The sequence below is a fragment of the Actinoplanes sp. NPDC051388 genome (assembly GCF_055586225.1).
The window spans coordinates 689,826-710,338 of the sequence record NZ_JBVJIP010000001.1 but is presented as its reverse complement, the minus strand read 5'-3'; the positions used below and the strand labels follow the sequence as shown (position 1 = coordinate 710,338).

Genomic DNA, 20,513 nt, shown 5'->3' with positions numbered 1-20,513 from the left:
CATGATCCCGTGCTGGACGAACTGACTCCCCCCGGTGACCCGGTCGGCCGTGTGCTGGGCACGGCCGACGCCACCCCGCTGTCGTTCTGGGTGGCCGTCACCCCAGGCAGTTATCTGCAGCTCGACGACGTGGTGGTGACCCGTCGCGACCTGCCCGGGCGCGAGCCGGTGACGATCGCCGGCGTGGTCACCCAGGTCCGCGCGCGGCACGAGGGCGCGCAGTTCGACTCCGACGTCTTCGCGATCGCCGACGGCACCCTGCCCGCGCTGGTGCAGGAGGCCGCCGAGATCACCACCACCCGGGTGGACCCGGAGTTCTATGTGCCGCCCGCCCCCGGCGCCGTGGTGCACCGGGCCTCCGGCGACGCCCGCGACGCGGCGCTGCACTTCGACCGCATGGAGCGGCGCATCCCGATGGGCACCGGCCGCGACGGCGTGCCGGTCTTCCTCAACGCGGACTTCCTCGACGGCACCCGCGGCGCGCACGTGTCGATCTCCGGCATCTCCGGGGTCGCGACCAAGACCAGCTTCGCGACCTTCCTGCTCTATTCGGTGTTCCGGTCCGGCCAGCTCGGCGCCGACGGCACCAACGCCAAGGCGCTGATCTTCAACGTCAAGGGCGAGGACCTGCTGTTCCTCGATCATCCGAACACGCGGCTCGACGAGCCGACCACGGCGGCTTACAAGATGCTCGAGCTGCCCGCGATCCCGTTCCCCGACGTGCGGGTCTATGCGCCGCCCCGGGTCGGCGACGCGTCCGGCACCCCCGACGTGACCAGCCGGATCACCGGGGTGGACAGCTTCTATTGGACGCTCGAGGAGTTCTGCGAGAAACGCCTGCTGCCCTATGTGTTCGCGGACGCCGACGACGAGCGCCAGCAATACACGATGGTGGTCCACTCGGTCACCGCCCACCTGCACCGGCACGCGCTGCCGGCCGAGGGCGGCATCAGCATCGACGGCCGCCGCCTCGGGTCCTACGGCGACCTGGTCGACCACATCGTCGAGCAGCTCACCGACGACGAGACCCGGTCCACCTGGGCGGGCAGCGCGATCAACATGGGCACGGTCAACGCGTTCGCCCGCCGGCTGATCGGCAGCAAGCGCGACCTGGCCCGGCTGATCCGGGGCGACCTCGCGGCCCGCCGCCCGCACCAGATCAAGACCGCGGAGAGCGCCCAGGTCACCGTCGTCGACCTGCACAACCTGCCGGACCGCGCGCAGCGGTTCGTGGTCGGTGTGACGCTGAAGACGGAGTTCGAGGAAAAGGAAAAGGCCGGCACCGGCAAGCCGCTGCTGTTCGTGGTGCTCGACGAGCTCAACAAATACGCGCCCCGCGAGGGCACCTCCCCGATCAAGGAGGTGCTGCTCGACATCGCCGAGCGCGGCCGCTCGCTCGGGGTGATCCTGATCGGCGCGCAGCAGACCGCGAGCGAGGTGGAGCGGCGCATCGTCACCAACTCGGCGATCCGGGTGGTCGGCCGGCTCGACCCGGCCGAGGCGTCGAGGCCGGAATACGGATTCCTGCCGCCCGCCATGCGTCAGCGCGCGCTGCTGGCCCGGCCCGGCACGATGTTCGTCAACCAGCCCGACATCCCGGTCCCGCTCTGCGTCGAGTTCCCGTTTCCGGCCTGGGCCACCCGGTTCTCCGAGGCCGGCCCGCCACCGGCCGGCTCCATGCGTTCGATCGTGCAGGGCGCCGACCCGTTCGCGGTGGTCGGCGGTCGTGCCGGTGGCGCCGACGACGACATCCCCTTCTAAGGTTCAGCGATGCGCATTCTGCACACCTCGGACTGGCACGTCGGCAAGGTCCTCAAGGGGCGTGACCGCGAGGACGAGTTCAAGGCGGTGCTCGCCGAGATCATCAAGATCGCCGAGCGCGAGCAGCCCGACCTGGTGCTGATCGCCGGTGATCTCTATGACACCGCCTCGCCGACGCCGGCCGCGACCCGGCTGGTCACCCGCGCGCTCTCCGCGCTGCGCCGCACCGGCGCCGAGGTCGTCGCGATCGGCGGCAACCACGACAACGGCCCGGCGCTCGACGCGCTGCGCCCGTGGGCCGAGGCGGCCGGCATCACGATCCGCGGCGCGGTGCCCGGCAACCCCGACGAGTTGCTGATCACCGGCACGACCAAGGACGGCGAGCGCTGGCAGCTCATCGCCCTGCCGTTCCTGTCCCAGCGCTGGGCGATCCGGGCCGCGGAGATGTATGAGCTGACCGCCGCCGAGACCCAGCAGACCTATGCCGATCACGTGGCCCGCCTGATCGCCCGGCTCAGCGAGAAGTTCAGCGAGCCCGGCATGGTCAATCTGCTCACCGCGCACCTGACCGTGGTCGGCGCGAGCACCGGCGGCGGCGAGCGCGAGGCGCACACCATCATGGGTTACGCGGTGCCCGCCACCGTCTTCCCGTCCAATGCGCACTACGTCGCGCTCGGCCACCTGCACCGCGTGCAGCAGGTGATCGGCCCGTGCCCGGTGCGATACTGCGGCAGCCCGCTGGCGATCGACTTCGGCGAGGAGGAGAACGTCTGCGGTGTGGCGATCGTCGACGTCAGCACCGACAAGGCGGCGCGGGTCCGCGACGTGCCGGTGCACGCCGCCAAGACGCTGCGCACCGTGCGCGGCACCCTCGAACAGCTCACTTCGGTGAACCTCCCGGACGCCTATCTCCGTGTCTTCGTGCGGGAAGCGCCGAGGGTCGGCCTGCGAGAGGACGTGCAGGAGTTGCTCCCGAACGCACTGGAGGTCCGCATCGACCCCGACATGATTCCCGACCGCAGGGGCGCCACCACGGCCCAGCGCCAGGGCCGCTCGCCACGGCAGTTGTTCGGCGACTACCTGGAGGCCCGCGGCACGTCGGAGGACGGCGTCCGCGAGTTGTTCGACGAGCTGTACGACGAGGTGAGCACCAAGTCATGAGGCCACTGCGACTGGACATGGCCGGATTCACCGTGTTCCGCGAGGAAACCACGGTGGACTTCACCGACGCCGACTACTTCGCGCTGGTCGGGCCCACCGGCTCGGGCAAGTCGACGGTGCTCGACGGCATCTGCTTCGCGCTCTACGGCACCGTGCCGCGCTGGGGCGGCGCCCGCGGCATCGTCAACGCGCTGTCCCCGTCGGCCACCGAGGCGCGGGTCCGGCTCGTCTTCGAGTCGGCCGGCGAGCGTTACGTGGCCACCCGGGTGGTGCGCCGCGACGGCCGGGGCAACGTGAAGACGGCCGGCGCCGGCCTGCAGCTGATGCCGCCCGGCTTCGACGCCACCCGGCTGGACACCGGGATGAGCCTGGACGACCTCGGCGAGGTGCTGGCCGGCACCCCGGCCGAGATGGACCGGGCGGTGATCGAGGCGGTCGGCCTGCCCTACGAGCAGTTCACCAGCTGCGTGGTGCTGCCGCAGGGCCAGTTCGCCGACTTCCTGCACGCCAAGCCGGCCACCCGGCAGCAGATCCTGGTCAACCTGCTGGGCCTGCACGTCTATGAGGACGTGCAGGCGCTCGCCCAGGGCCGGGCGACCGCCGCCGAGGCCAAGCTGGGCACCATCGACCAGCTGCTGGAGGGCCTGGCGGACGCCGACGACGAGGCCGTCGAGGCCGCCGAGGCGCAGCTCAGCCGCATGCGCGCGCTGACCGCCGCGGTCGAGGAGGCGGTGCCCGGACTGCGCGAGATCCGCGGGCGCGAGGCCGAGACCGCGCAGGCCCGCGACGCGCTGCGGGCCGAGGTGGCCACGCTGACCGGAGTGCGCATGCCGACCGGCAGCACCGAGATCGTGGCCGCCACCTTGGCCGCCCGGGGCGAGGCGACCGCCGCGGCCGAGGAGGTCCGCACCGCCGAGGAGCGCGAGGAGAAGATCCGCGGCGAGCTCACCGCGGCCGGCGACCCGGGTTCTCTCAAGCTGCTGCTCGACCGGCACCAGGAGCTCGACCGGCTGTCCGGCCAGGCCGAGTGGCTCGCCGGTGAGGTGTCGGTCGCCGAGGTCGAGTTCAAGGACGCGGTCGCCGCGGCCGACCTGGCGCACTCCGCCCACCTGGGCGCCGAGCAGCTGCTCGAGCAGGCGCGGGCGGATTACACGGAGGCGCAGAAGCTCGACCGGGCGGTCGCGTTGCGCGCGCATCTGGCCGCGGGCGACGCCTGCCCGGTGTGCGAGCAGACCGTGGCGACCGTGCCGCCGATGCCGGCCGGCTCGGCGGTGCAGGCCGCGGAGGCGACCGGCAAGGCCGCGCGAGCGGCGGCCGAGGTGGCCGGCACGGCCTATAAACAGCGCGACGCGGTGGCCCGCAAGCTGGAGAGCAACCTCGAGCGCAAGCGCGCCCAGCAGGAGCATCACCTGTCCCGGCTGGCCGAGGTGCGCGCCACGGTGGCCGACTCGCCCGGCGTCGAGGCGGTCGAGCACCGGCTGGCCGAGCTGGCCCGGCTGCAGAAGAAGCTGGAGGATGCGGGCACCCGGGTGCGCCTCGGCCGCGAGGCGCAGCGGCGGGCCCAGCGCGCGGTGGCCACGGCCGAGGAGCAGCAGCGGTCCGCCTGGCGGGCATTCGACAGCACCCGCGACGCGGTGGCCCGGTTCGCGCCGCCCCCGGCCGACCGCGACGATCTCTCCGGCGCCTGGTCCACCCTGGTCGACTGGGCGGCCGCCGAGCGGGCCAGCCGCACCGCCGCGCTGACCGCCGCGGAGGAGTCGGTGAGCGCGGCACAGCAGGCGACGGCCGCAGCCTGGCAGGCGGTGGCCGCGCTGTTCACCGAGGCCGGGGTGACCGCGCCGGCGAGTCGCGGCGGGTCGGCCGACGCCGATCTGATCCGGGCCGCCGCGGTCGCCGCCGAGCGCGCCGAGTCGACCTGGCAGCGGCTGGTCGACCGGCGCGAGCAGGCGCGCGAGTTCACCGAGCAGCGGGCCGGGCTGGTCCGCGACAGCCGGGTGGCCAAGTCGCTGGCCGGGCATCTGCGGGCGAACAACTTCGAGCGCTGGCTGCTCGAGGAGGCGCTCGACCTGCTGGTGGACGGCGCCTCCGGCATCCTGCGCGAGCTCACCGCGGGGCAATACGACCTGATCCACGAGAAGGGCGAGTTCTTCGTGGTCGACCACTTCGACGCCGACCTGCAGCGCGGGGTGCGCACGCTGTCCGGCGGCGAGACGTTCCAGGCCTCGCTGGCCCTGGCGCTCGCGCTGTCCGAGCAACTGGCCGGCATGTCGACGGCGGCCGCCAGCCTGGAGTCGATCGTGCTGGACGAGGGCTTCGGCACGCTCGACGCGGCCACCCTCGAGGTGGTGGCGGCGACGCTGGAGAGCCTGGCCGCGCGCGGCGACCGGATGGTCGGGGTGGTCACCCACGTCAACGCGCTGGCCGAGCGGGTGCCGGTGCGGTTCGAGGTGCACAAGGACGCCAAGACGGCATACGTGGAAAGGGTCGGCCTTTGACCAGGACGTTCGTGGACGCGTGGGATCCGTCCTACGGCGCCTCGTTCGAGGGCGACGGCGGCGACGGCCCGGCCTCGCCCAGCACCGCCCAGGTGGAGACCGACCACGAGATGCCGGCCGCCGAGTGGGCGCCGATCGATCCGGGCGGCGCGCGCTGCCCCGACGTGGTGCTGCTGGTCGACGGGGTGCGGCGCAACGACGCGCTGCTGTGGACCGAGGAGGAGGACGGCGCTTCCTATGCCGGCCTGGCCGCCTCGTTCGCGGCCGGCGTGGTGCGCTGCGACCTCGGCCGGGGCGCCGCCGAGTTGCTGCCCGGCGCGATGGTGGGCCGCGGGCTGTTCACCGCCAGCCCGTCGCTGGAGGATCTGCGGGCCGGGTCGGTGAGCTACACGGTCCGGCGGGTGAGCGGCAACGGCGAGGTGAGCAAGCTGCCGGCCGCCGTGCAGGCCCCGCTCACCCAGCTGGAGATCGAGATCTCGTCGGCCGCGCGCGAGGAGGACGACCTGCTGGTGGTGGACGGTCCGCTGCGCAGCCGGCGGCAGCTCCCGCGCACCCTGGGATATGTGAAGACCCAGCAGCGGCAATACCTGTCCGCGCAGCTCACCACCGTGGTCACCAGCCTGCGCCCGGGTCAGCGCACACCGATCTTCAAGCTGGGGTCCAACTGGGGCAGCTGGAGTTGGTACCTGCGGCTGCCCGGCAGCAGCGGCGCCCCGTGGGCCGGCATCGTGCGGCTGGAGTGCTCCCCCGACCTGACCCCGGAGCAGGCCATCGAGCTGGCCATGCTGTCCGGCGTGACGTTGCCGCGGTTCGCGTCGTCGGCGTACAAGGATCCGCGGGCCCCGCAAAATCTGGTGCCGATCGCCGGCCTCGAGCGCCGCCTGCGCGGCATGCTGGGCGACGCCCGGGTGCTGCACCGGGCCCTGATCCAGGCGTCCGCCCGAACGCGTTAGTCGTCTTCAGGCTCGGTCCGGGGCAACGGCCGCAGGCGGATCTTGGTGATCGCGCGGCCGGTCACCTCGACCACCTCGGCGGTGAACTCGGGCAGCGTGACCACCTCGCCCGGCGCGGTCGGGATGTGCCCGAGCGCCGCCAGCACCATGCCCGCCACCGTCGTGTAGTCGCCTTCGTCCGGGCCGTCGCCGTCGAAGCCGATGTCCGGCAGGTCGTGGATCGGGAACGAGCCCGGCATCAGCAGCGCGCCGTCGTCCTCGCGCACCACCGCCTGCACGTCGCTGTCCGTCTCGTCGTAGATCTCGCCGACGATCTCCTCGACCAGGTCCTCCATCGTGATGATGCCGTCGATCGCGCCCCGCTCGTCCACCACCATGGCGAGCTGCTGACGTTCCAGGCGCAGTTGCCGCAGCGCGTCGGACACCCGCAGCGTCTCCGGCAGGAACAGCCCGGCCCGCGCCACCCCGTCGACCGGCCCGGACGCGTCGATCAGGTCGCGCAGATGCACCACGCCGATCACGTCGTCGAGCCCGGCCGGGCCGACCACCGGGGCCCGCGAGTGGCCGCCGTCGATCAGCAGCTTGAGCGCCTCCGGCGCGGAACAGCCGGTGGGCAGCGTCAGCACGTCGCGGCGCGGCACCAGGATCTCGCGCAGGATCCGGTCGGCGATCTCGAACGCGCCACTGATGATCGTGCGCTGCTCGGCCGAGAAGTCCTGCTGCGCGGCCACCATGTCGCGGATCTCCTCGGTGCTGACCTCCTCGCGCTGCGCCTTCGGGTCGCCGCCGGCCAGCCGCACCACCATGTCGGTGGAGACGCCGAGCAGCCAGACCGCGGGCCGGGAGATCATCGAGAGGATGTCCAGCGGCCGGGCGACGAGCATCGCCCAGCCCTCGGTGCGCTGCATCGCGATCCGCTTGGGCGCGAGCTCGCCGAGCACCAGCGTGATGAAGGTCAGCGCGATGGTGACCAGCACGATCGCGGACGGCTCGGCCGCCGCGCCGAGGAAGCCCAGGGGCTCGACCAGCGGCTTGGAGAGCGACACCGCGGCGGCCGCCGACGCCAGGAAGCCGGCCAGGGTGATGCCGATCTGGATGGTCGCCAGGAACCTGTTGGGGTCGCGGGTGAGCCGGCCCAGCACCCGCCCGCGCCGGGACTGCCGCTCGAGCCGCTGCACCTGGCTCTCGCGCAGCTGGACCAACGCCATCTCGCTGCCCGAGAACGCGGCGTTCACCAGCACCAGCACGAGCACCAGGACGATCTCGCCGCCCAAACCACCCATCACACGTCCTCGGAGGAGGTCAATCGATCACGAAGGGACCACGCTAGCGACCGCCCGGCCACGGCGCAGGACGGCAGGCGGGGTCGTCACGCCCGTTTTTCCAGGAATGCGAGCGGTGGCACCGCCGCTGTGCTGCTTCCGGCCTGGGTGCCTCCGGCCCTGGCGGAGAATCCGGGCCCCTGCGGGGCCGTCGGTCCGCGGCCGATCTCCACGTACCCCAGGCTGCGATAGAGCCGCAGGTTGCCCTCGCTGGTGGCGCCGGTGAAGAGCTCGAAGCGGGTGACTCGGCCGGCCAGCTCGGCCTCGATCGCGGTCATCAGCCGCCGCCCGATGCCGAGGCCCTGCAGATCCGGCGCCACCGCGAGCCGTCCGACGTGCCCGGTGCCGTCGGCGACCACGCCGCGCACCGAGCCGACCAGGCGGCGGCCCATCCGGGCGACCAGCACCACGGTGTCGTGGTCGGCGATCGAGGCGCGCACCTCGTCGAGCGTCTCGGTCAGCGGCGGCAGCTCGAACGAGTCGTTCAGCCGGCCCTCGGCCAGGAACGCCGCCCGCTGCACGGTCATCAGCTCCCCGGCATCGGCCGGCTGGGCTGCGGAAACCTGAAGATGCATCTAGGGCCTAGAACCGCGCGAACGAACGAACCGGCATGCGCGGACCATATCGCGGCGCCCCGATGCCACCGGCGGCGAGCAGGTCGCAGACCCGGCCACGATGCCCGCGAAACGGCTCGAGCAGCTCCAGCATGCGGGCGTCGGTGCCGCGCGGTTCACCGGCCAGCGCCCAGGTCACGGTGTTCGGGATGTGGTAGTCGCCGACGCTCACCGCGTCCGCGTCGCCATAGGTGGTGCGGACCACCTCGGCCGCGGTCCACGGCCCGATGCCCGGGATGGCGGTCAGCCGGCGGGTCGCCTCGACGCTGTCCGCGCAGCTCTCCAGCCGGTCCGCGACCAGCGCGGTGCGCAGCAGGGCCTGGGTGCGACGCTGCTCCATGCCGAACGGATGAAACACCCAGTAGGGCGTCGCGGCCACCGCGGCCGGATCGGGCGGCAACGTCAGCCCGTCCGGCACCGGCCCGGGCGCCGGCTCGCCGAAGTGCTTGACCACCTGGTGATAGGACCGGTGCGCTTCCTTGCCGGTCACCTTCTGCTCGAGCACCGCGCGCAGCAGCCGGTGGAACATCAGTCCGGTGGCCGGCATCCGCGATCCGGCGAAGGTCCTGGCCAGCCGATGCAGCAGCGGGTTGCTCCCGGCCAGCGCGAACCACTCGCCGAGGTCGTCGCGCAGCCCGGCGATCGCGTCCGCGTGCTCGACGATCCACGCCGCGCCCGGCCCATGGCCGGTCGCGATCAGCTCGGTGCCACTCAGCGTGAGATGGACGGTGGCGGCTCCTTGCGGGGTACGCGCGGCGAGCCAGAACTCACCCCGCCCCAGCCGAGCACACGGATCCTGCCGCACCGCCAGCAGCGACCCCACCGACCCGGCCAGGTGATAGCGCTCCGGCGCGGTCATCCGTCGGGTCAGCTCGCTCACGTGGGCCACTGTGCCACCTGTCCGGCTGTTTCAAAAAACCCGGGACGTGCCGATGGCCCTGACCGCGCTCCCGGTCAGGGCCATCGGGTGGCGACATCGGACACCCGAGTTGGTCCGCGTCGCCCGGTGCCGGAGCTCTTCGCCCGGCTCGACTTGGTCCCGCGCCTCCTTTCGTCAGCCGTTTCCTTCGTCGAGCCGACTGCCGCGGGTGCCGTCCGTCAGGGGGGTGGACGGCGGTCCCGGTGACCGACGGGGGGTCCTGCGGTCCGGACGCCACCTGCTCGTTGGTGTCGCCCGGAGCCGCCGGGATCGGGTTTCCGGGGTGCGGCAGTGCTCCGTCTGTTCAGTTGTGAGTGCGGACTGCCGGGCGGATCAGTTGCCGCCGCCACCGTTGTTGTTGTCGCCGCCGTCGTTGTTGCCGTCGCCGCCCTGGTTGCCACCATCACCCTGGTCGCCACCCTGGTCGCCACCCTGGTCGCCGCCGTCACCCTCGTCGCCGCCACCGCCGCCGACCTGCACGCGGACCGAGTCGAACGCCGGGGTCTGGTTGGCGCGCTCCATCATCGGGATGCGGTGCGAACCGTCACCGGCCCACGAGGAGCACTGGAAGGTGCCCTCGGTCGGCAGGCCCGGGACCTGGACGGAGACCACGTCCGGCGCCGCGCCACCCTGACGGTCCTCGGTCGCCACGAAGAACTCGGGGACCGGGGCCGGGTCCGGCGCCTCGGCGGTGCTGTTCAGGCTGCGGCAAGCGGTGTGGAAGTGGCCGCGCACGATGTTGTTCTGCAGCACCGAGCTCTCCACGTAGTAGCCACCCTGCCCGGCCGCGAGGAACCGGTCGCGGATCAGGTTGCGCGTGCTGACCCGGATGGTGAACGCCTCGCCCACGCCGATCTGCTGCGGGGCCTCGGTGATCAGCAGCGTCGGGTTGTTCGCCGCCGTGCCGACCTCACCGAACTCGGTGGAGACGCAACGGTTGCCGATCTGGAACCCGTCGTGCGGGTCGAGGTTGCTGTCGTCACAGGTGTTGGTCAGGATGCCCAGGCCGGCACCGGGGGGCGGGGTCGCGGGGTCGCCGCCACCGTTGTTGCCGCCACCGCCGTTGTTGCCACCGCCACCGTTGTTGCCGCCACCGCCGGTGTTACCACCACCGGCGCCGGGGTCGGTGCTGGCGCTGCCGCTCGGCGCGGGCTGACCGCCACCACCGTTGTTGCCGCCGCCGCCGTTGTTGCCGGCGTTCTGCATGACCCACTGGCGGCAGCGGGCGCGCAGCTGCTCGCGCGTCGGCACGTCGCTCGCGCCGTCGTCCGAGTGCTGCGTCACGCGGCCCTTGTTGGTGGTGTAGGTGCCCTTCTTGGTCTCGGTCGAGAGCTTCGAGGCCCGGGGCGCCTGGATCCGGTCACAGGCCGCCAGCGCACGGTCGGTGGACCGCTTGGTGGCCGCGTCGGACACCTGCGTGACGGTGACGATGCCACCGAATGCGACCAGCGTGGCGGCCGCAGCGACTAGACGACGCTTGCCGGTGAACCACTTCGGGGCCTTGCTTGCGCGCCGGTACTGTGACCTTCGCATGGAAACACCTTTCTTCAACACACGTGGCGGGCTGTGGTCGCCGGCCGAGGGGTGATACGTACGGCCTGGTCGGCTTGGCCAGGTCGATACCGAAATGCGCGGCTACCTGGCTCGGAAGATGCGCATGGTGGTGACGACTCCGGCGACGAGAGCCGCCGCCAGGACCATCAAGATCACGGACGTGTTCACGCCCGAGACGCCTCCGGGTCCGGCCGCGGCGGCGAGCATCTGCCCGTCCACCGGAACCGGTCCCTTGTTCGCGGCGGGCGGCGGCGCGGTCGGCAGGGCGCCGTAGTTGACCAGGCCACTGCTCTCCAGCAACGTCAGGTGGGTCATGACGAACTGGTTGGCCTCCTGGGCCAGCTTCCGCACCGCGTCGTTGCGGGTGCTCGACCGGATCGTCCCGATCGCCGGGAAGATGTTGCCGTGCGCCGCGCGCAACCGGTCCACGAAGATCTGATCGAAGGTGACGCTGTTGGCGGCCTTCATCTCGGCCAGCCAGCCCTGCTGCTGCTCGGTCGGCACGTTCGGCAGGGCGATGCCCAGCTTCTTCGCGGCCGCGATGTCCAGCTTGTCCAGGGTGACGTGCTGGGCGGCGATGGCCTTGCCGATCGCCCGGACCTTGGGGTCCTCCGACTTCTCCACCGCCATGTTCCCGGCCGGGATCTCCCACAGACCGGCGAGCCGCACCTTCACCACGAAGTCCCGGTCGGCCATGGCGATCTCACCGACGCCACGGTTGGAGAGTCCGCTGCTGGACGGGATCGGAATGGGAGTGTCCGCGGCCTGCGCCGCGGCCGGTGCGGCGAGCACCACCAGGACCATTGCCGAAACGCCCACGACCCAGCGGACGAGCCGTCCTGAGTAGGAGCTGGCAATCATCTCTGAAACACCTCCGAAAGGGAATTACGGGAGAACGTTAGAAGCACGCATCGGTGGTTCGCAATGCCGTCGGCCGGAAATGCGGAACACTTAGGAGCGGCCTAAAGAGAACTTATGGCTTCAGTTTTGAACCCCTGGGCATCGTCCGTTCGGACGATGCCCAGGGGTGACGCTCAGTAGCTGTAGTCCGTCGATCCGGCACCGCCGGAATCGCTCTCCGCGTCCTCCTCGTCGTCGGCCTTGGGCGGCGCGATCGGCTTCGAGACGGGCGGGAGGCAGGTCAGGTTCTTGGTGCCGTCGGGCTCCACGACGAACCACTTGCCGCCGATGTTCTGGCCCAGCCACTGGCCCGGCTTCTTGTCGCCGGCATAGCGGTACACCGGCCAGTCGCCGATGGTCAGCTGCTTGCTGCCGTCCTCGCGGGTGACCGTGCCGACGTCGTCCGGGTCCACGCCCTTGATCTCGGGCTTGCCGTCCACGGTCAGCGCGGGCGGCCAGATGGCTGCGCAATCGCCGTAACACGTGGTCTTCGGCTCGGGCTTGGCCTGGTCCGCGTCGAAGCGGTAGAGCACCCAGCCCTCCTGGTCGACGACGACGTCGCCCATCCGCTTGACCTTGGTGCCGGTCAGCTCACTGGTGATGTCGTCCTCGCTGAGCTCCGGCACGTCCGTGCCGTTCCCGGCCTCACCGGTCGACGTCGGCGAGGGTTCGCCGGTCGGTTCCGCGGTGGGCTCGGCAGTGGGCTCATCGGTGGCGTCCACGGCGTTGGCCGCCGGTTCGACGCCGCCGCCGTTGTTGGACGCGTTGTAACCGGCCGGTGCGCATCCGGGCAGCGCGAACGCCACCGCGATGGCCGCCGAAACGACCATCAACTTTCGCTTCTCCGGAACCACGGTTGCCCTCCAGCGTCTTTGTCTGCACTGCGTTTCCGGGCAGTAGTACGCAGGACCGGCGGCGCGCGGTTGAATCACCACGGCTCAATTTTGTTTGTTTTTCGTTTGAACCCTTCGGCGGGCGTGGCACGTATTAACGTCAATGGCGCCGAAATGGTTGCGGAAAGTATGGCGCCGACTCCGGAACGCGAGGAATCCCGGAAACAAGGAAGCCCGGTCGCGGATGCGGCCGGGCTTCTCGGTGGAGCGGATTCTTACGGGGCGGTCACCAGGGTCTCGGTGGCGCCGTTCTTCGCGACCTCCTGCACCTGCAGGTGGGCGATCTCGGAACGCGGCAGGGCGGTGATCGCCTGCAGCAGCAGGGGCTCCTCGCGCTGCGCGGTGCCCCAGCCCTTCTCGCCCACGGACCAGGTGGACAGCGCCTCGGTGCTGCCGTCGGTGCGGACCGCGACCAGCCGGCAGAGCTTGGGCCCGCTGATGTTCGAGACCGCGAACTGCACCTGAGTGCCCCAGTCCTTCGGCTCCAGCGCCGCGTCCAGCCGGACCCCGCTGCGGGCGTCCGTGCTGCCCACCCGCTCGCCGCGCAGCTCGGTGCCGCCGAAGCCGGCGCCGCCGTCGCTCTGCGGCAGCGGGTCGAGCTGCGTCGGGCCGCCGGCCTTCTGCTGCTGCTGCTGCTGAGCGACCGGTGGCGCCTGCGGCTGATCGGGCGCCATCCACTGGGCGCCGGCGAACAGCGCGCCGATGGAGAGCATCGCGAACACGACCACCGCCGCGGCCAGCGAATAGAGCCGCCGGCTGTTGGCCTTGCGCCGCTCGCTGCGCACCGCACCGAACATCTGCTTGAGGACCACGCCGTCCTTGCGGGACTCCTCGGTCGCCACCAGGGCGTCCGCGTCCACGTCCGCGAGGATGTCGGCCACCTGGAGGAACGACTCGAGCTCCACGGCGCAGGCCGGGCACTCGATCAGATGGTCCTCGAAACGGCCCGCGTCGCGCTCGTCGAGCACCCCGAGGGCGTACGCCGCCACGTCGAAGTGTTGTTCCTGTGTCATTCCGTCACCCCCCGCTGCTGCAAAGCCGTACGCAGAGCCCGCAGTGCGTAGTACACCCGTGACTTGGCCGTCCCCAGCGGGAGTCCAAGCACCTCCGCCGCTTCCGGAACCGTCCGGCCGCGGAAATACGTCTCCACCAGGATCTCACGGTGCGACTGACTGAGCGTCTTCAGCGCATCGGTCACCGTCATCAGCTGCAGCACCCGATCGGTGTCGTCCGCCGTGCTCGGGAAGCTCTCCAGCTCACGGTCGTACGTCTCCGGCGGCCGGGCGGTGGTGCTGCGGTGATCGTCGATCGCGATCCGCCGCGCCACCGTCACCAGCCAGGGCCGCAGTGACTGCTGCCCCTGGGCTCCGAGGCGGTGCGCATTGCGCCACGCCCGCAGCAACGTCTCCTGCACGATGTCCTCGGCACGTTGCCGGTCACCGCCGGTCAGCCGCAGCACGAACATGAGCAACGGACCCGCATGCTCCTCATAGAGCATCCGGACCAGCGTGTCCTCATGATCTGCCGCGGTCGGCGCTGCCTCGTGCCTGGGGGCCTGTCGCGGGATCACCGAACCATCATTCTCCGCACCACGGCCTCCGTCGAGAGCCTGCCACCTGCCACCGGATCGTTGCTGCGTCATGCCGCACACCCCGTCCGGCGCACGCCGCTCCATGACTGACGCATGCATCGATTCCTCCTGCCGGTGCTTTCCCCGTCACCCTCTTTACGGGCGGGGACCCCGGCGGGGATCAACTGGCGGACAAGAAATTCATAAGGTTCTGCTGAGGTGCGGGCAGCGCGTGACAGCAAGGTTCCTCCGGGGGGCGAAGGGCAGGGGGGCCCGCGCAGTGGACGGATCGCAAACCATCCATCTGCACCGATATGTGCGGCCGAGCACGCGAATACTACTCACTGGGCGTCGAACCCCGAAGCCGTGCAGCGTAAGGCCTCACAGTTTGTGCGACATTCGACTTCCCCGGTCCAGTTGGGCCGGATTGGGCCACCAGGGGCATTGCGGCACTCCCCCTCACGTTCACTAAGCTCACGGTGACCACTGGGGATCACATGCGTGAGGGGGTGCCCCGGATGACGAACAGCAGCCCGGTCTCGTCCAACGCATACCAATACCTCGATGCCGTCGGGCCCGAGGAGCAGGCACGGCTGGCGGCGGTGCGGCGATACCGGTTGGTGGATCAGCCGGTGGAGGACGCGTACGACCGGATCGCCTTCGTGGCCGGCGCGATCTTCGACACCCCGATCGCCACCGTCTCCCTGGTCGAGCAGGACCGGGTGTGGCTGGCCGCCTGCCAGGGCCTGGTCGGCGTGCGGCAGGTGGGCAACGAGCCCGGCCTGTGCGCGTCGGTGATCCAGCAGGACGGCATCTATGTGATCAACAACGCCGCGGTCGACCCGCGCACGCTCGCGCACCCGCTGGTCCGCGGCGAGCTGGGCCTGCGGTTCTATGCGGCGGCGCCGATCCGCACCCACGACGGCTACCGCCTGGGCACGGTCAACGTGATCGACAGCCGCCCGCGCGAGGCCTCCCCGCGCCAGTTGCAGGCGCTGGAGCACCTGGCCCAGATGGTCTCCGACGAGCTCGAGCTGCGCCTGATGGTGATCCGCAGCGCCGCCGCCGAGCAGCGGATGCGCCAGACCGTCAGCTGACTGATCTGGGCGCCGCGTAGAAAAAGCTTCGATCGGGTAAATGCGCGTCCCATGCGGACACCACGAAGAATCGCCGTCGTCGCCCACTCCGGCAAGACGCTGGACGGCGGGCTCGACGAGTTGCGCACGCGCATCACGTCGCACGGCGTCGACAAGCTCTTCTGGTACGAGGTGCCGAAGAGCAAGAAGGCCCCCAAGCAGGTGCGCAAGGCCCTGCAGAAGGACGTCGACCTGGTCGTGGCCTGGGGCGGTGACGGCCTGGTCCAGCGCACCATCGACGTGCTGGCCGACACCGGCACCCCGCTCGCCATCATCCCGGCCGGCACCGGCAACCTGCTGGCCACCAACCTGGGCGTGCCGGCCGACCTGGCGGGTGCGGTGGACCTCGCCTTCGAGGGCGAGCGCCGCGCCGTCGACCTGGGCAAACTCAACGGCGAGCACTTCGCGGTGATGGCCGGCATCGGCTTCGACGGCGCGATGATCCAGGACGCCGACAAGAAGATGAAGGACCGGCTCGGCAAGCTGGCCTATGTCTGGGCGGGCGTCCGGCACGTGAACGGCGAGGCGCCGCGGGCCAAGGTGGTGATCGACGGCACCGAGTGGTTCGACGACGAGGCGAGCTGCGTGCTGGTCGGCAACGTCGGCACGATCACCGGCGGCATCCACGCCTTCGACGACGCGCAGCCGGACGACGGCTGGCTGGACGTCGGGGTGGCCACCGCGCAGGGTGCGCTGCAGTGGGCGCGGGCGCTGGGGACGATGGCGGTCGGCCGGTCCGACCACTCCCCCTTCGTCCGGATGACCCGGGCCCGCAAGATCGACATCACCCTGAAGTCGAAGCTCGAATACGAGCTGGACGGCGGCGCCCGCGAGGCGGTCAAGAAGCTCACCGTCAAGGTCGTGCCGGGCGCGATCAAGATCTGCGTCCCCCGGGTGCGGGCGCCCGGCCAGCGCATCAACGGCGAGGTGCCCGCGGTCGGATAGGCGACAGTCAGCGCTGTCTGCGTCCGTACCCGAGCGGGGTTTTTATGGTTCTAAAGGCTCTTTAATCCTCTGGTTGCGGGGGGGGGGGGGGGCCCCCCCCCCCCCCCTGCCTCCCCCCCCCCCCCCCGCTACGTCTCCCGGGGGTTCGCCATGACGTACCACCAGAGTTCCGCAGTGAGCGTCGCTTCCGTCCTGACCGCCGCCACCGTTCTGGTCCTGGGCTACCGCCTGGGCCGCACCCACGCCGCCTGGCGCGACGTGCGCGACGCCAAACGATCGATCGCCGGCTCCCGCCGCACGGCCTGGCGGCACACCCTGACCGTGGCCCTGGGCACCGCCGCCCTGCTGGTCACCCTGGCCGCCGCCGGCTACGACCTCAGCAGACACTGAACGTCGGGACCGCCATCGTGGCCACCACGATGAACGTCGCCGGGGCGGTGTCCGGCGTGCCCGGCAGAGCGACCGGCGGCGCCACCGCCACCCGGCACCGCTCGAAGAACCGGCCCAGCGTCGCACCCTCGCGACGGTTCTCGCTCGCGCTGATCAGCCCGACCCGGGCCGGCGGCCCCGCCCAGCTGTGCAACGGTCCGCCCTCCAGGGTGGACCAGAACGGGAACTCCTGGCAGTCCGACGGCAGCGTCGTGGTGGTGGCCGCGGCCGGCGCACACACGTCGCCGCTCTCCGCGGACCAGACCGGGCTCTTGTACCACTGTCGCTGCACACCGAGGGCCTCGTGACTCGCGCCGTTGCCGTCCCGGGTCAGCCGATGCCAGCCCGGGTGCGCGGTCAGCGCGGCCGCGTCGAAGCGCGCGACCTGCGGCAGGTCGCGGCCGATCACCAGGATCGGCGGACCGTCCAGGCAGTCGTCCGCGCCGGCCGCGAGGGCCTGCCGGGCGCAGGCCTCGGCGGCCGCGGCCAGCACCGCCGTCGAGATCCCCGGCGTCACTTCCCGGGTACGCCAATTCGCGGCGATCCGGGCCGCCTCGGGCGTGACCGTGGTGGGCGCCGCGGGTCCGGTGTCGCGCGCCGGCCCGTCCTGAGTGGTGTCCACCCCCGGCGTGCCGGCGAACGCCGCCGCGAGGGCGAGCAGCAGGACCGCCGGCAGGAGGATGCCGAACCGCCACGGCACGAACGCCCGGAAGCCGAGCAGCCCACCCAGGATCCGCAGGGGGAACCCCAGGACCGTGCGGGCGACCATCAGCAGGATCACGCACAGCCCCAGGGCGACCATCGTCTCGCTGGTCATCTCAGCGCCCCCACACCCGGTCGGTGGTGTCCGGCGAACCGCCGACCGCCAGCATCCGCTCGCGGGCCACCGCCCGGAACGCCTGGACCAGGGTCGCGATCCGGGCTCGCCGGCCCTGCGCCCGTTCGGCCCGCATCGCGATTCGCGCCTGCAGGTAGGACCGCCGGACGGCCAGCCGGTAGGCCCGGAAACGCAGCCGCCGGAGCCGGCGCTTCAAGATGCGGTGCGCCTTCACGTCCGGGTCGTGGGCGGCGAACGTCTCGGCCGCCTGGATCAGGCCGGTCACCGCGAGCACGAGGGTGAGCAGGGTGGACAGTGCCAGGTCGCCGGGCGCCCCGGCGGTGGCGGCGCCGTCCGGCAGCCCGCTCAGCGCCGCCACCCCGTGCGTCTGCACCCGGAACAGCCAGACGCAGAACAGAGCGGACGCCCAGATCAGCGTGATGGCGATGAACAGGACGAGGTGCGGGAGATAACCGTCGCCGAGCCACAACGCCAGTTGCAGGGCGGCGATCGAGGCGGCGATGGTCAGCGAGAGGGCCAGGCCGAAGGCCATCGCGTAGACCACGATCGGGGCCGCGTTGACCTGGGCCGCGACGCTGGAATACATGATCGGGATGTCCGCGGACACCACGATCAGGAAGACCAGCGGCCAGACCCACCGGCCCTGCCGCACCCAGCGGCGGGTGGACCGCTGGCGGGCGTAGCGTCCCGGGCTCGCCGGGGGCCGGTCCTGCGGCCCCGGGTTGGGTTCGATCATCGTCATGGCCGATCACCTCCACGCTCGAGGGCGCCGTAGCGCTTGAAGGAGGCGCCGTCGCGCGCCGCCAGATCCATCTCCAGGGCCGCGAGGTCGTGCTCCACGGCGGTGATCTCGGTCCGCAGATCGCGCTCGCGGTCGACCAGCCCGGCGAGCCGGGCCCGGTCCCGCATCTCGCGGCGCTCGGTCAGCGCGGTGAGCGCGGTGCGCCGGGTCATGGCCAGTTCGGTGCCGTGCGCGATGCGGCCCTCGGTGACGGCCGGGCTGCCGGCGTCGATCACGCCGGCCGCGGCCAGTTCGTCGATCGGGTCGTGCACCAGCGGCTTCTCGATCCCGGCCTCGCGACGGTTCCGCGAGACGTGTGCGTGCCTCTTCCGGCCGATCATCATCGGGTTGCCCTCCTGCTCTCCCTGTGCAGGCGGCGGGCCCGCGCCCGGGCGTTGGCCCGGGCGTAGATCGCCGTCCGCTGCTCCATCCATCCGCGGTACTCGTCGGCGCGCAGGCCGAGGCGCACCCGGCGCTGCTGGACCCGCTTCTCGATCAGCTCGAGCTCCACCTCGGTGGCCTGCCGGGCGGCACGGGCCCGCTCCAGCCGAGCCCGCTCGGTCGCGCAGGCCCGGTCGCGCTCGTTGCGGTCGCGCTGCTTGCGCAGGCCGTCCTCGGTCGCGCCGCGCCCGGGGTACGCGGCGCGGATCGCTTCGACCTCGGCGGCGAAGCGCTCCTGCTCCTCGACCCGGTGGGCCAGCGTGCGCGCCAGCGCGGCGATCCGCTCCAGGTCCTTGCGCTCGCGGTCGGCCAGGTCGTCGGCGCAGGCGTCCTGCAGCGTGCGGTGCTCGGCGGCCAGCTTGTCCGCGTACCCGGCATCGGTCCGGTTCGGCAGGCCGTGGGCCGCGTCGCGGCGGCCGTGCCAGCCCAGCACGACGTGGTCCTTGGCGCGCGTCCACGGCGCGTGCCAGATGCGGTCGGTGATCTTCATCGTCAGTTCCTTCCCGCACCCGGGATCGCCCGGATGACGACCTTGCGGTTGATTGCCTGCTCGGCGGGCCGGGTCTCCGGCACGAACCACCGCGAGTACGACCCCCAGCCGAAGCAGGTGATCCGGCCGTCCTCGACACCGGCCGCCACCAGCAGGCCCTTGATGCGCTCGGCCCGGGCCATGCCGAGCGCCTTCTGCTTCGCCGGGTGCGGGTCCGGCCCGCGCGCGGTCAGCCCGTGGATCTCCAGGGTTCCGGCCGGGTCGGCCGTGGCCCAGGCGGCGAACGGCGCCACCATCCGGGCCGCGGCCGCCGGGTCGAGCAGTTCGTCGGAGTCCGGGGCGAAGAACTCCCCGGCCGGCACCGGCACCTCGATCGGCGCGGACGGCGCCGCGGCGGGCAGGCGGATCACCGCCGCCTGCGCCGCGACCGGGGTGACCCGGGGGCCGTCCCGGCCCGGCCCGGTGCGCGGGGTGCGGACCAGGTCGACCGTGGCGCCGGACGCGGTGAGCGACCCGGTGGCGATCGCGATCAGGTTCCGCTTCTGCGTCGGCGACAGCGGCTCCTGCGGCGGGGCCACGTCGCCGGCGCCGACCAGGTGGATGGTGTTTTCGCGCAGCTGGCCGATGTTCTCGCTGAGCTGCGGCACGACGTCGCCGGGCTCGGCGTCGATCAGGCCCGGGTCCTGGAAGCGGATCAGCCCGGCGGTGGAGAGCAGCGAGTCGAGCACCCACTGTTCGTCGCCCGGCCCGGCCAGGTAGCGGTTGCCGAGCACGATCGCGTCGAACGAGGCGTGCTCCTCGGTGGTGGCCGCGGCTTCGCGGAGTGCCTTGCGGGCGGCCGCCGTGTAGGTGTCGATGAGCTTCGCGCGGAACTCCGGGTTCTCGGTCCGGGCGAGATCGTCGCCGGGCCGGATCTCCGCGATCACCTCGGGCCTCTCGCCCGGCGTGATGATCACGAGGTCCCGACCGGCCGCGACGGCCGCGCTGACGACCGGGTCGAGCGGGCCGAGGTCGGCCGGCTGGTTGGCGGTGCCGCCGGCCACCACGACGGTGACGCCCGCCCCCGCGCCCGCGGACGGGGTCGGCGGGTCGACCAGGTCCTTGACGCTGCCGCAGCCGCCCAGCAGCAGCGAGCCGGCCGCGACGAGCGTGACGAGCACTCTCTTGACCCTCATGGGCCACCTCCCCGACGTGTCACGATTTCCATTGGGTGTAGAACCAACGTGACACCTGGAGTCATCGTGATCCTCGCCACCGCAGCTGTCAACGACAAATTAGCCGCACTGTCGCAAGCGTGTGACGACATCTATC

The 20,513-nt window shown here is 71.8% G+C and carries 20 protein-coding genes; 7 read left to right on the top strand and 13 right to left on the bottom strand.

Annotation, left to right across the window (positions count from 1 at the left end; genetic code table 11):
• Nucleotides 1-9 precede the first annotated feature (9 nt).
• From ACZ6TI_RS03395 to ACZ6TI_RS03380, 4 genes are read left to right on the top strand one after another with little or no spacing between them, the layout of a single operon-like run.
• A complete protein-coding gene (locus ACZ6TI_RS03395) occupies nucleotides 10-1,761 on the top strand; it encodes an ATP-binding protein (RefSeq protein ID WP_465343361.1) in 1,752 nt (583 codons plus the stop codon).
• Between the two features lie 9 nt (nucleotides 1,762-1,770).
• On the top strand, nucleotides 1,771-2,922 hold the full coding sequence (locus tag ACZ6TI_RS03390) for an exonuclease SbcCD subunit D (protein WP_465343360.1): 1,152 nt from the start codon (nucleotides 1,771-1,773) through the stop codon (nucleotides 2,920-2,922).
• Nucleotides 2,919-5,417 carry an AAA family ATPase gene (locus ACZ6TI_RS03385; protein ID WP_465343359.1) on the top strand — a complete coding sequence of 833 codons (2,499 nt, stop codon included), beginning with the start codon at nucleotides 2,919-2,921 and terminating at the stop codon, nucleotides 5,415-5,417. Before ACZ6TI_RS03390 ends, ACZ6TI_RS03385 begins: the two co-directional genes overlap by 4 nt.
• Nucleotides 5,414-6,370: a hypothetical protein gene (locus ACZ6TI_RS03380; protein ID WP_465343358.1), complete on the top strand. Its 957-nt coding sequence runs from the start codon at nucleotides 5,414-5,416 to the stop codon at nucleotides 6,368-6,370. Before ACZ6TI_RS03385 ends, ACZ6TI_RS03380 begins: the two co-directional genes overlap by 4 nt.
• Here the strand turns inward: ACZ6TI_RS03380 and ACZ6TI_RS03375 are convergent.
• From ACZ6TI_RS03375 to ACZ6TI_RS03340, 8 genes are all read right to left on the bottom strand, one after another.
• The gene (locus ACZ6TI_RS03375; protein WP_465343357.1) at nucleotides 6,367-7,653 is read right to left on the bottom strand and encodes a hemolysin family protein; all 1,287 of its coding nucleotides are present in this window, start codon (nucleotides 7,651-7,653) and stop codon (nucleotides 6,367-6,369) included. The two genes, ACZ6TI_RS03380 and ACZ6TI_RS03375, sit on opposite strands and share 4 nt — an antisense overlap.
• A gap of 86 nt (nucleotides 7,654-7,739) precedes the next feature.
• Nucleotides 7,740-8,267 (bottom strand): GNAT family N-acetyltransferase, encoded by a 528-nt coding sequence (locus ACZ6TI_RS03370; RefSeq protein ID WP_465343356.1) that lies wholly within the window; start codon nucleotides 8,265-8,267, stop codon nucleotides 7,740-7,742.
• A 7-nt stretch (nucleotides 8,268-8,274) separates the two neighbouring features.
• Complete coding sequence (locus tag ACZ6TI_RS03365) at nucleotides 8,275-9,165, bottom strand: DNA-3-methyladenine glycosylase family protein (RefSeq protein WP_465343536.1); 891 nt, start codon at nucleotides 9,163-9,165, stop codon at nucleotides 8,275-8,277.
• Nucleotides 9,166-9,558: 393 nt separating this feature from the next.
• Nucleotides 9,559-10,758 (bottom strand): Pecanex-like protein 1, encoded by a 1,200-nt coding sequence (locus ACZ6TI_RS03360; protein WP_465343355.1) that lies wholly within the window; start codon nucleotides 10,756-10,758, stop codon nucleotides 9,559-9,561.
• A 102-nt stretch (nucleotides 10,759-10,860) separates the two neighbouring features.
• Nucleotides 10,861-11,640: a DUF4142 domain-containing protein gene (locus ACZ6TI_RS03355; protein ID WP_465343354.1), complete on the bottom strand. Its 780-nt coding sequence runs from the start codon at nucleotides 11,638-11,640 to the stop codon at nucleotides 10,861-10,863.
• 173 nt (nucleotides 11,641-11,813) lie between these two features.
• The gene (locus tag ACZ6TI_RS03350) at nucleotides 11,814-12,509 is read right to left on the bottom strand and encodes a COG4315 family predicted lipoprotein (protein WP_465343353.1); all 696 of its coding nucleotides are present in this window, start codon (nucleotides 12,507-12,509) and stop codon (nucleotides 11,814-11,816) included.
• Between the two features lie 278 nt (nucleotides 12,510-12,787).
• Nucleotides 12,788-13,585, bottom strand: coding sequence for an anti-sigma factor family protein (locus ACZ6TI_RS03345; protein WP_465343352.1), 798 nt, complete (start codon nucleotides 13,583-13,585; stop codon nucleotides 12,788-12,790).
• Nucleotides 13,582-14,262 carry a sigma-70 family RNA polymerase sigma factor gene (locus ACZ6TI_RS03340; protein WP_465343351.1) on the bottom strand — a complete coding sequence of 227 codons (681 nt, stop codon included), beginning with the start codon at nucleotides 14,260-14,262 and terminating at the stop codon, nucleotides 13,582-13,584. Before ACZ6TI_RS03340 ends, ACZ6TI_RS03345 begins: the two co-directional genes overlap by 4 nt.
• Before the next feature lie 398 nt (nucleotides 14,263-14,660).
• Between ACZ6TI_RS03340 and ACZ6TI_RS03335 the strand changes: the two genes are divergently transcribed.
• The 3 genes from ACZ6TI_RS03335 to ACZ6TI_RS03325 all read left to right on the top strand — a co-directional run bounded on the left by ACZ6TI_RS03335 (nucleotide 14,661) and on the right by ACZ6TI_RS03325 (nucleotide 16,613).
• Nucleotides 14,661-15,239: a GAF domain-containing protein gene (locus tag ACZ6TI_RS03335; protein WP_465343350.1), complete on the top strand. Its 579-nt coding sequence runs from the start codon at nucleotides 14,661-14,663 to the stop codon at nucleotides 15,237-15,239.
• A 51-nt stretch (nucleotides 15,240-15,290) separates the two neighbouring features.
• Nucleotides 15,291-16,223: a diacylglycerol/lipid kinase family protein gene (locus ACZ6TI_RS03330; RefSeq protein WP_465343349.1), complete on the top strand. Its 933-nt coding sequence runs from the start codon at nucleotides 15,291-15,293 to the stop codon at nucleotides 16,221-16,223.
• A 174-nt stretch (nucleotides 16,224-16,397) separates the two neighbouring features.
• A complete protein-coding gene (locus ACZ6TI_RS03325; RefSeq protein WP_465343348.1) occupies nucleotides 16,398-16,613 on the top strand; it encodes a hypothetical protein in 216 nt (71 codons plus the stop codon).
• On the opposite strand, the gene ACZ6TI_RS03320 is transcribed toward ACZ6TI_RS03325, so the two are convergent.
• From ACZ6TI_RS03320 to ACZ6TI_RS03300, 5 genes are read right to left on the bottom strand one after another with little or no spacing between them, the layout of a single operon-like run.
• Nucleotides 16,600-17,469 (bottom strand): NucA/NucB deoxyribonuclease domain-containing protein, encoded by an 870-nt coding sequence (locus ACZ6TI_RS03320; protein WP_465343347.1) that lies wholly within the window; start codon nucleotides 17,467-17,469, stop codon nucleotides 16,600-16,602. The genes ACZ6TI_RS03325 and ACZ6TI_RS03320 overlap by 14 nt on opposite strands.
• A 1-nt stretch (nucleotide 17,470) precedes the next feature.
• Nucleotides 17,471-18,232, bottom strand: a complete 762-nt coding sequence (locus ACZ6TI_RS03315; protein WP_465343346.1) for a hypothetical protein — start codon at nucleotides 18,230-18,232, stop codon at nucleotides 17,471-17,473.
• Entirely contained in the window at nucleotides 18,229-18,615 is a 387-nt protein-coding gene (locus ACZ6TI_RS03310) for a hypothetical protein (RefSeq protein WP_465343345.1), read from the bottom strand. Before ACZ6TI_RS03310 ends, ACZ6TI_RS03315 begins: the two co-directional genes overlap by 4 nt.
• Complete coding sequence (locus tag ACZ6TI_RS03305) at nucleotides 18,612-19,202, bottom strand: hypothetical protein (protein ID WP_465343344.1); 591 nt, start codon at nucleotides 19,200-19,202, stop codon at nucleotides 18,612-18,614. Before ACZ6TI_RS03305 ends, ACZ6TI_RS03310 begins: the two co-directional genes overlap by 4 nt.
• A gap of 2 nt (nucleotides 19,203-19,204) precedes the next feature.
• Entirely contained in the window at nucleotides 19,205-20,377 is a 1,173-nt protein-coding gene (locus tag ACZ6TI_RS03300; protein WP_465343343.1) for an OmpA family protein, read from the bottom strand.
• Nucleotides 20,378-20,513 lie beyond the last annotated feature (136 nt).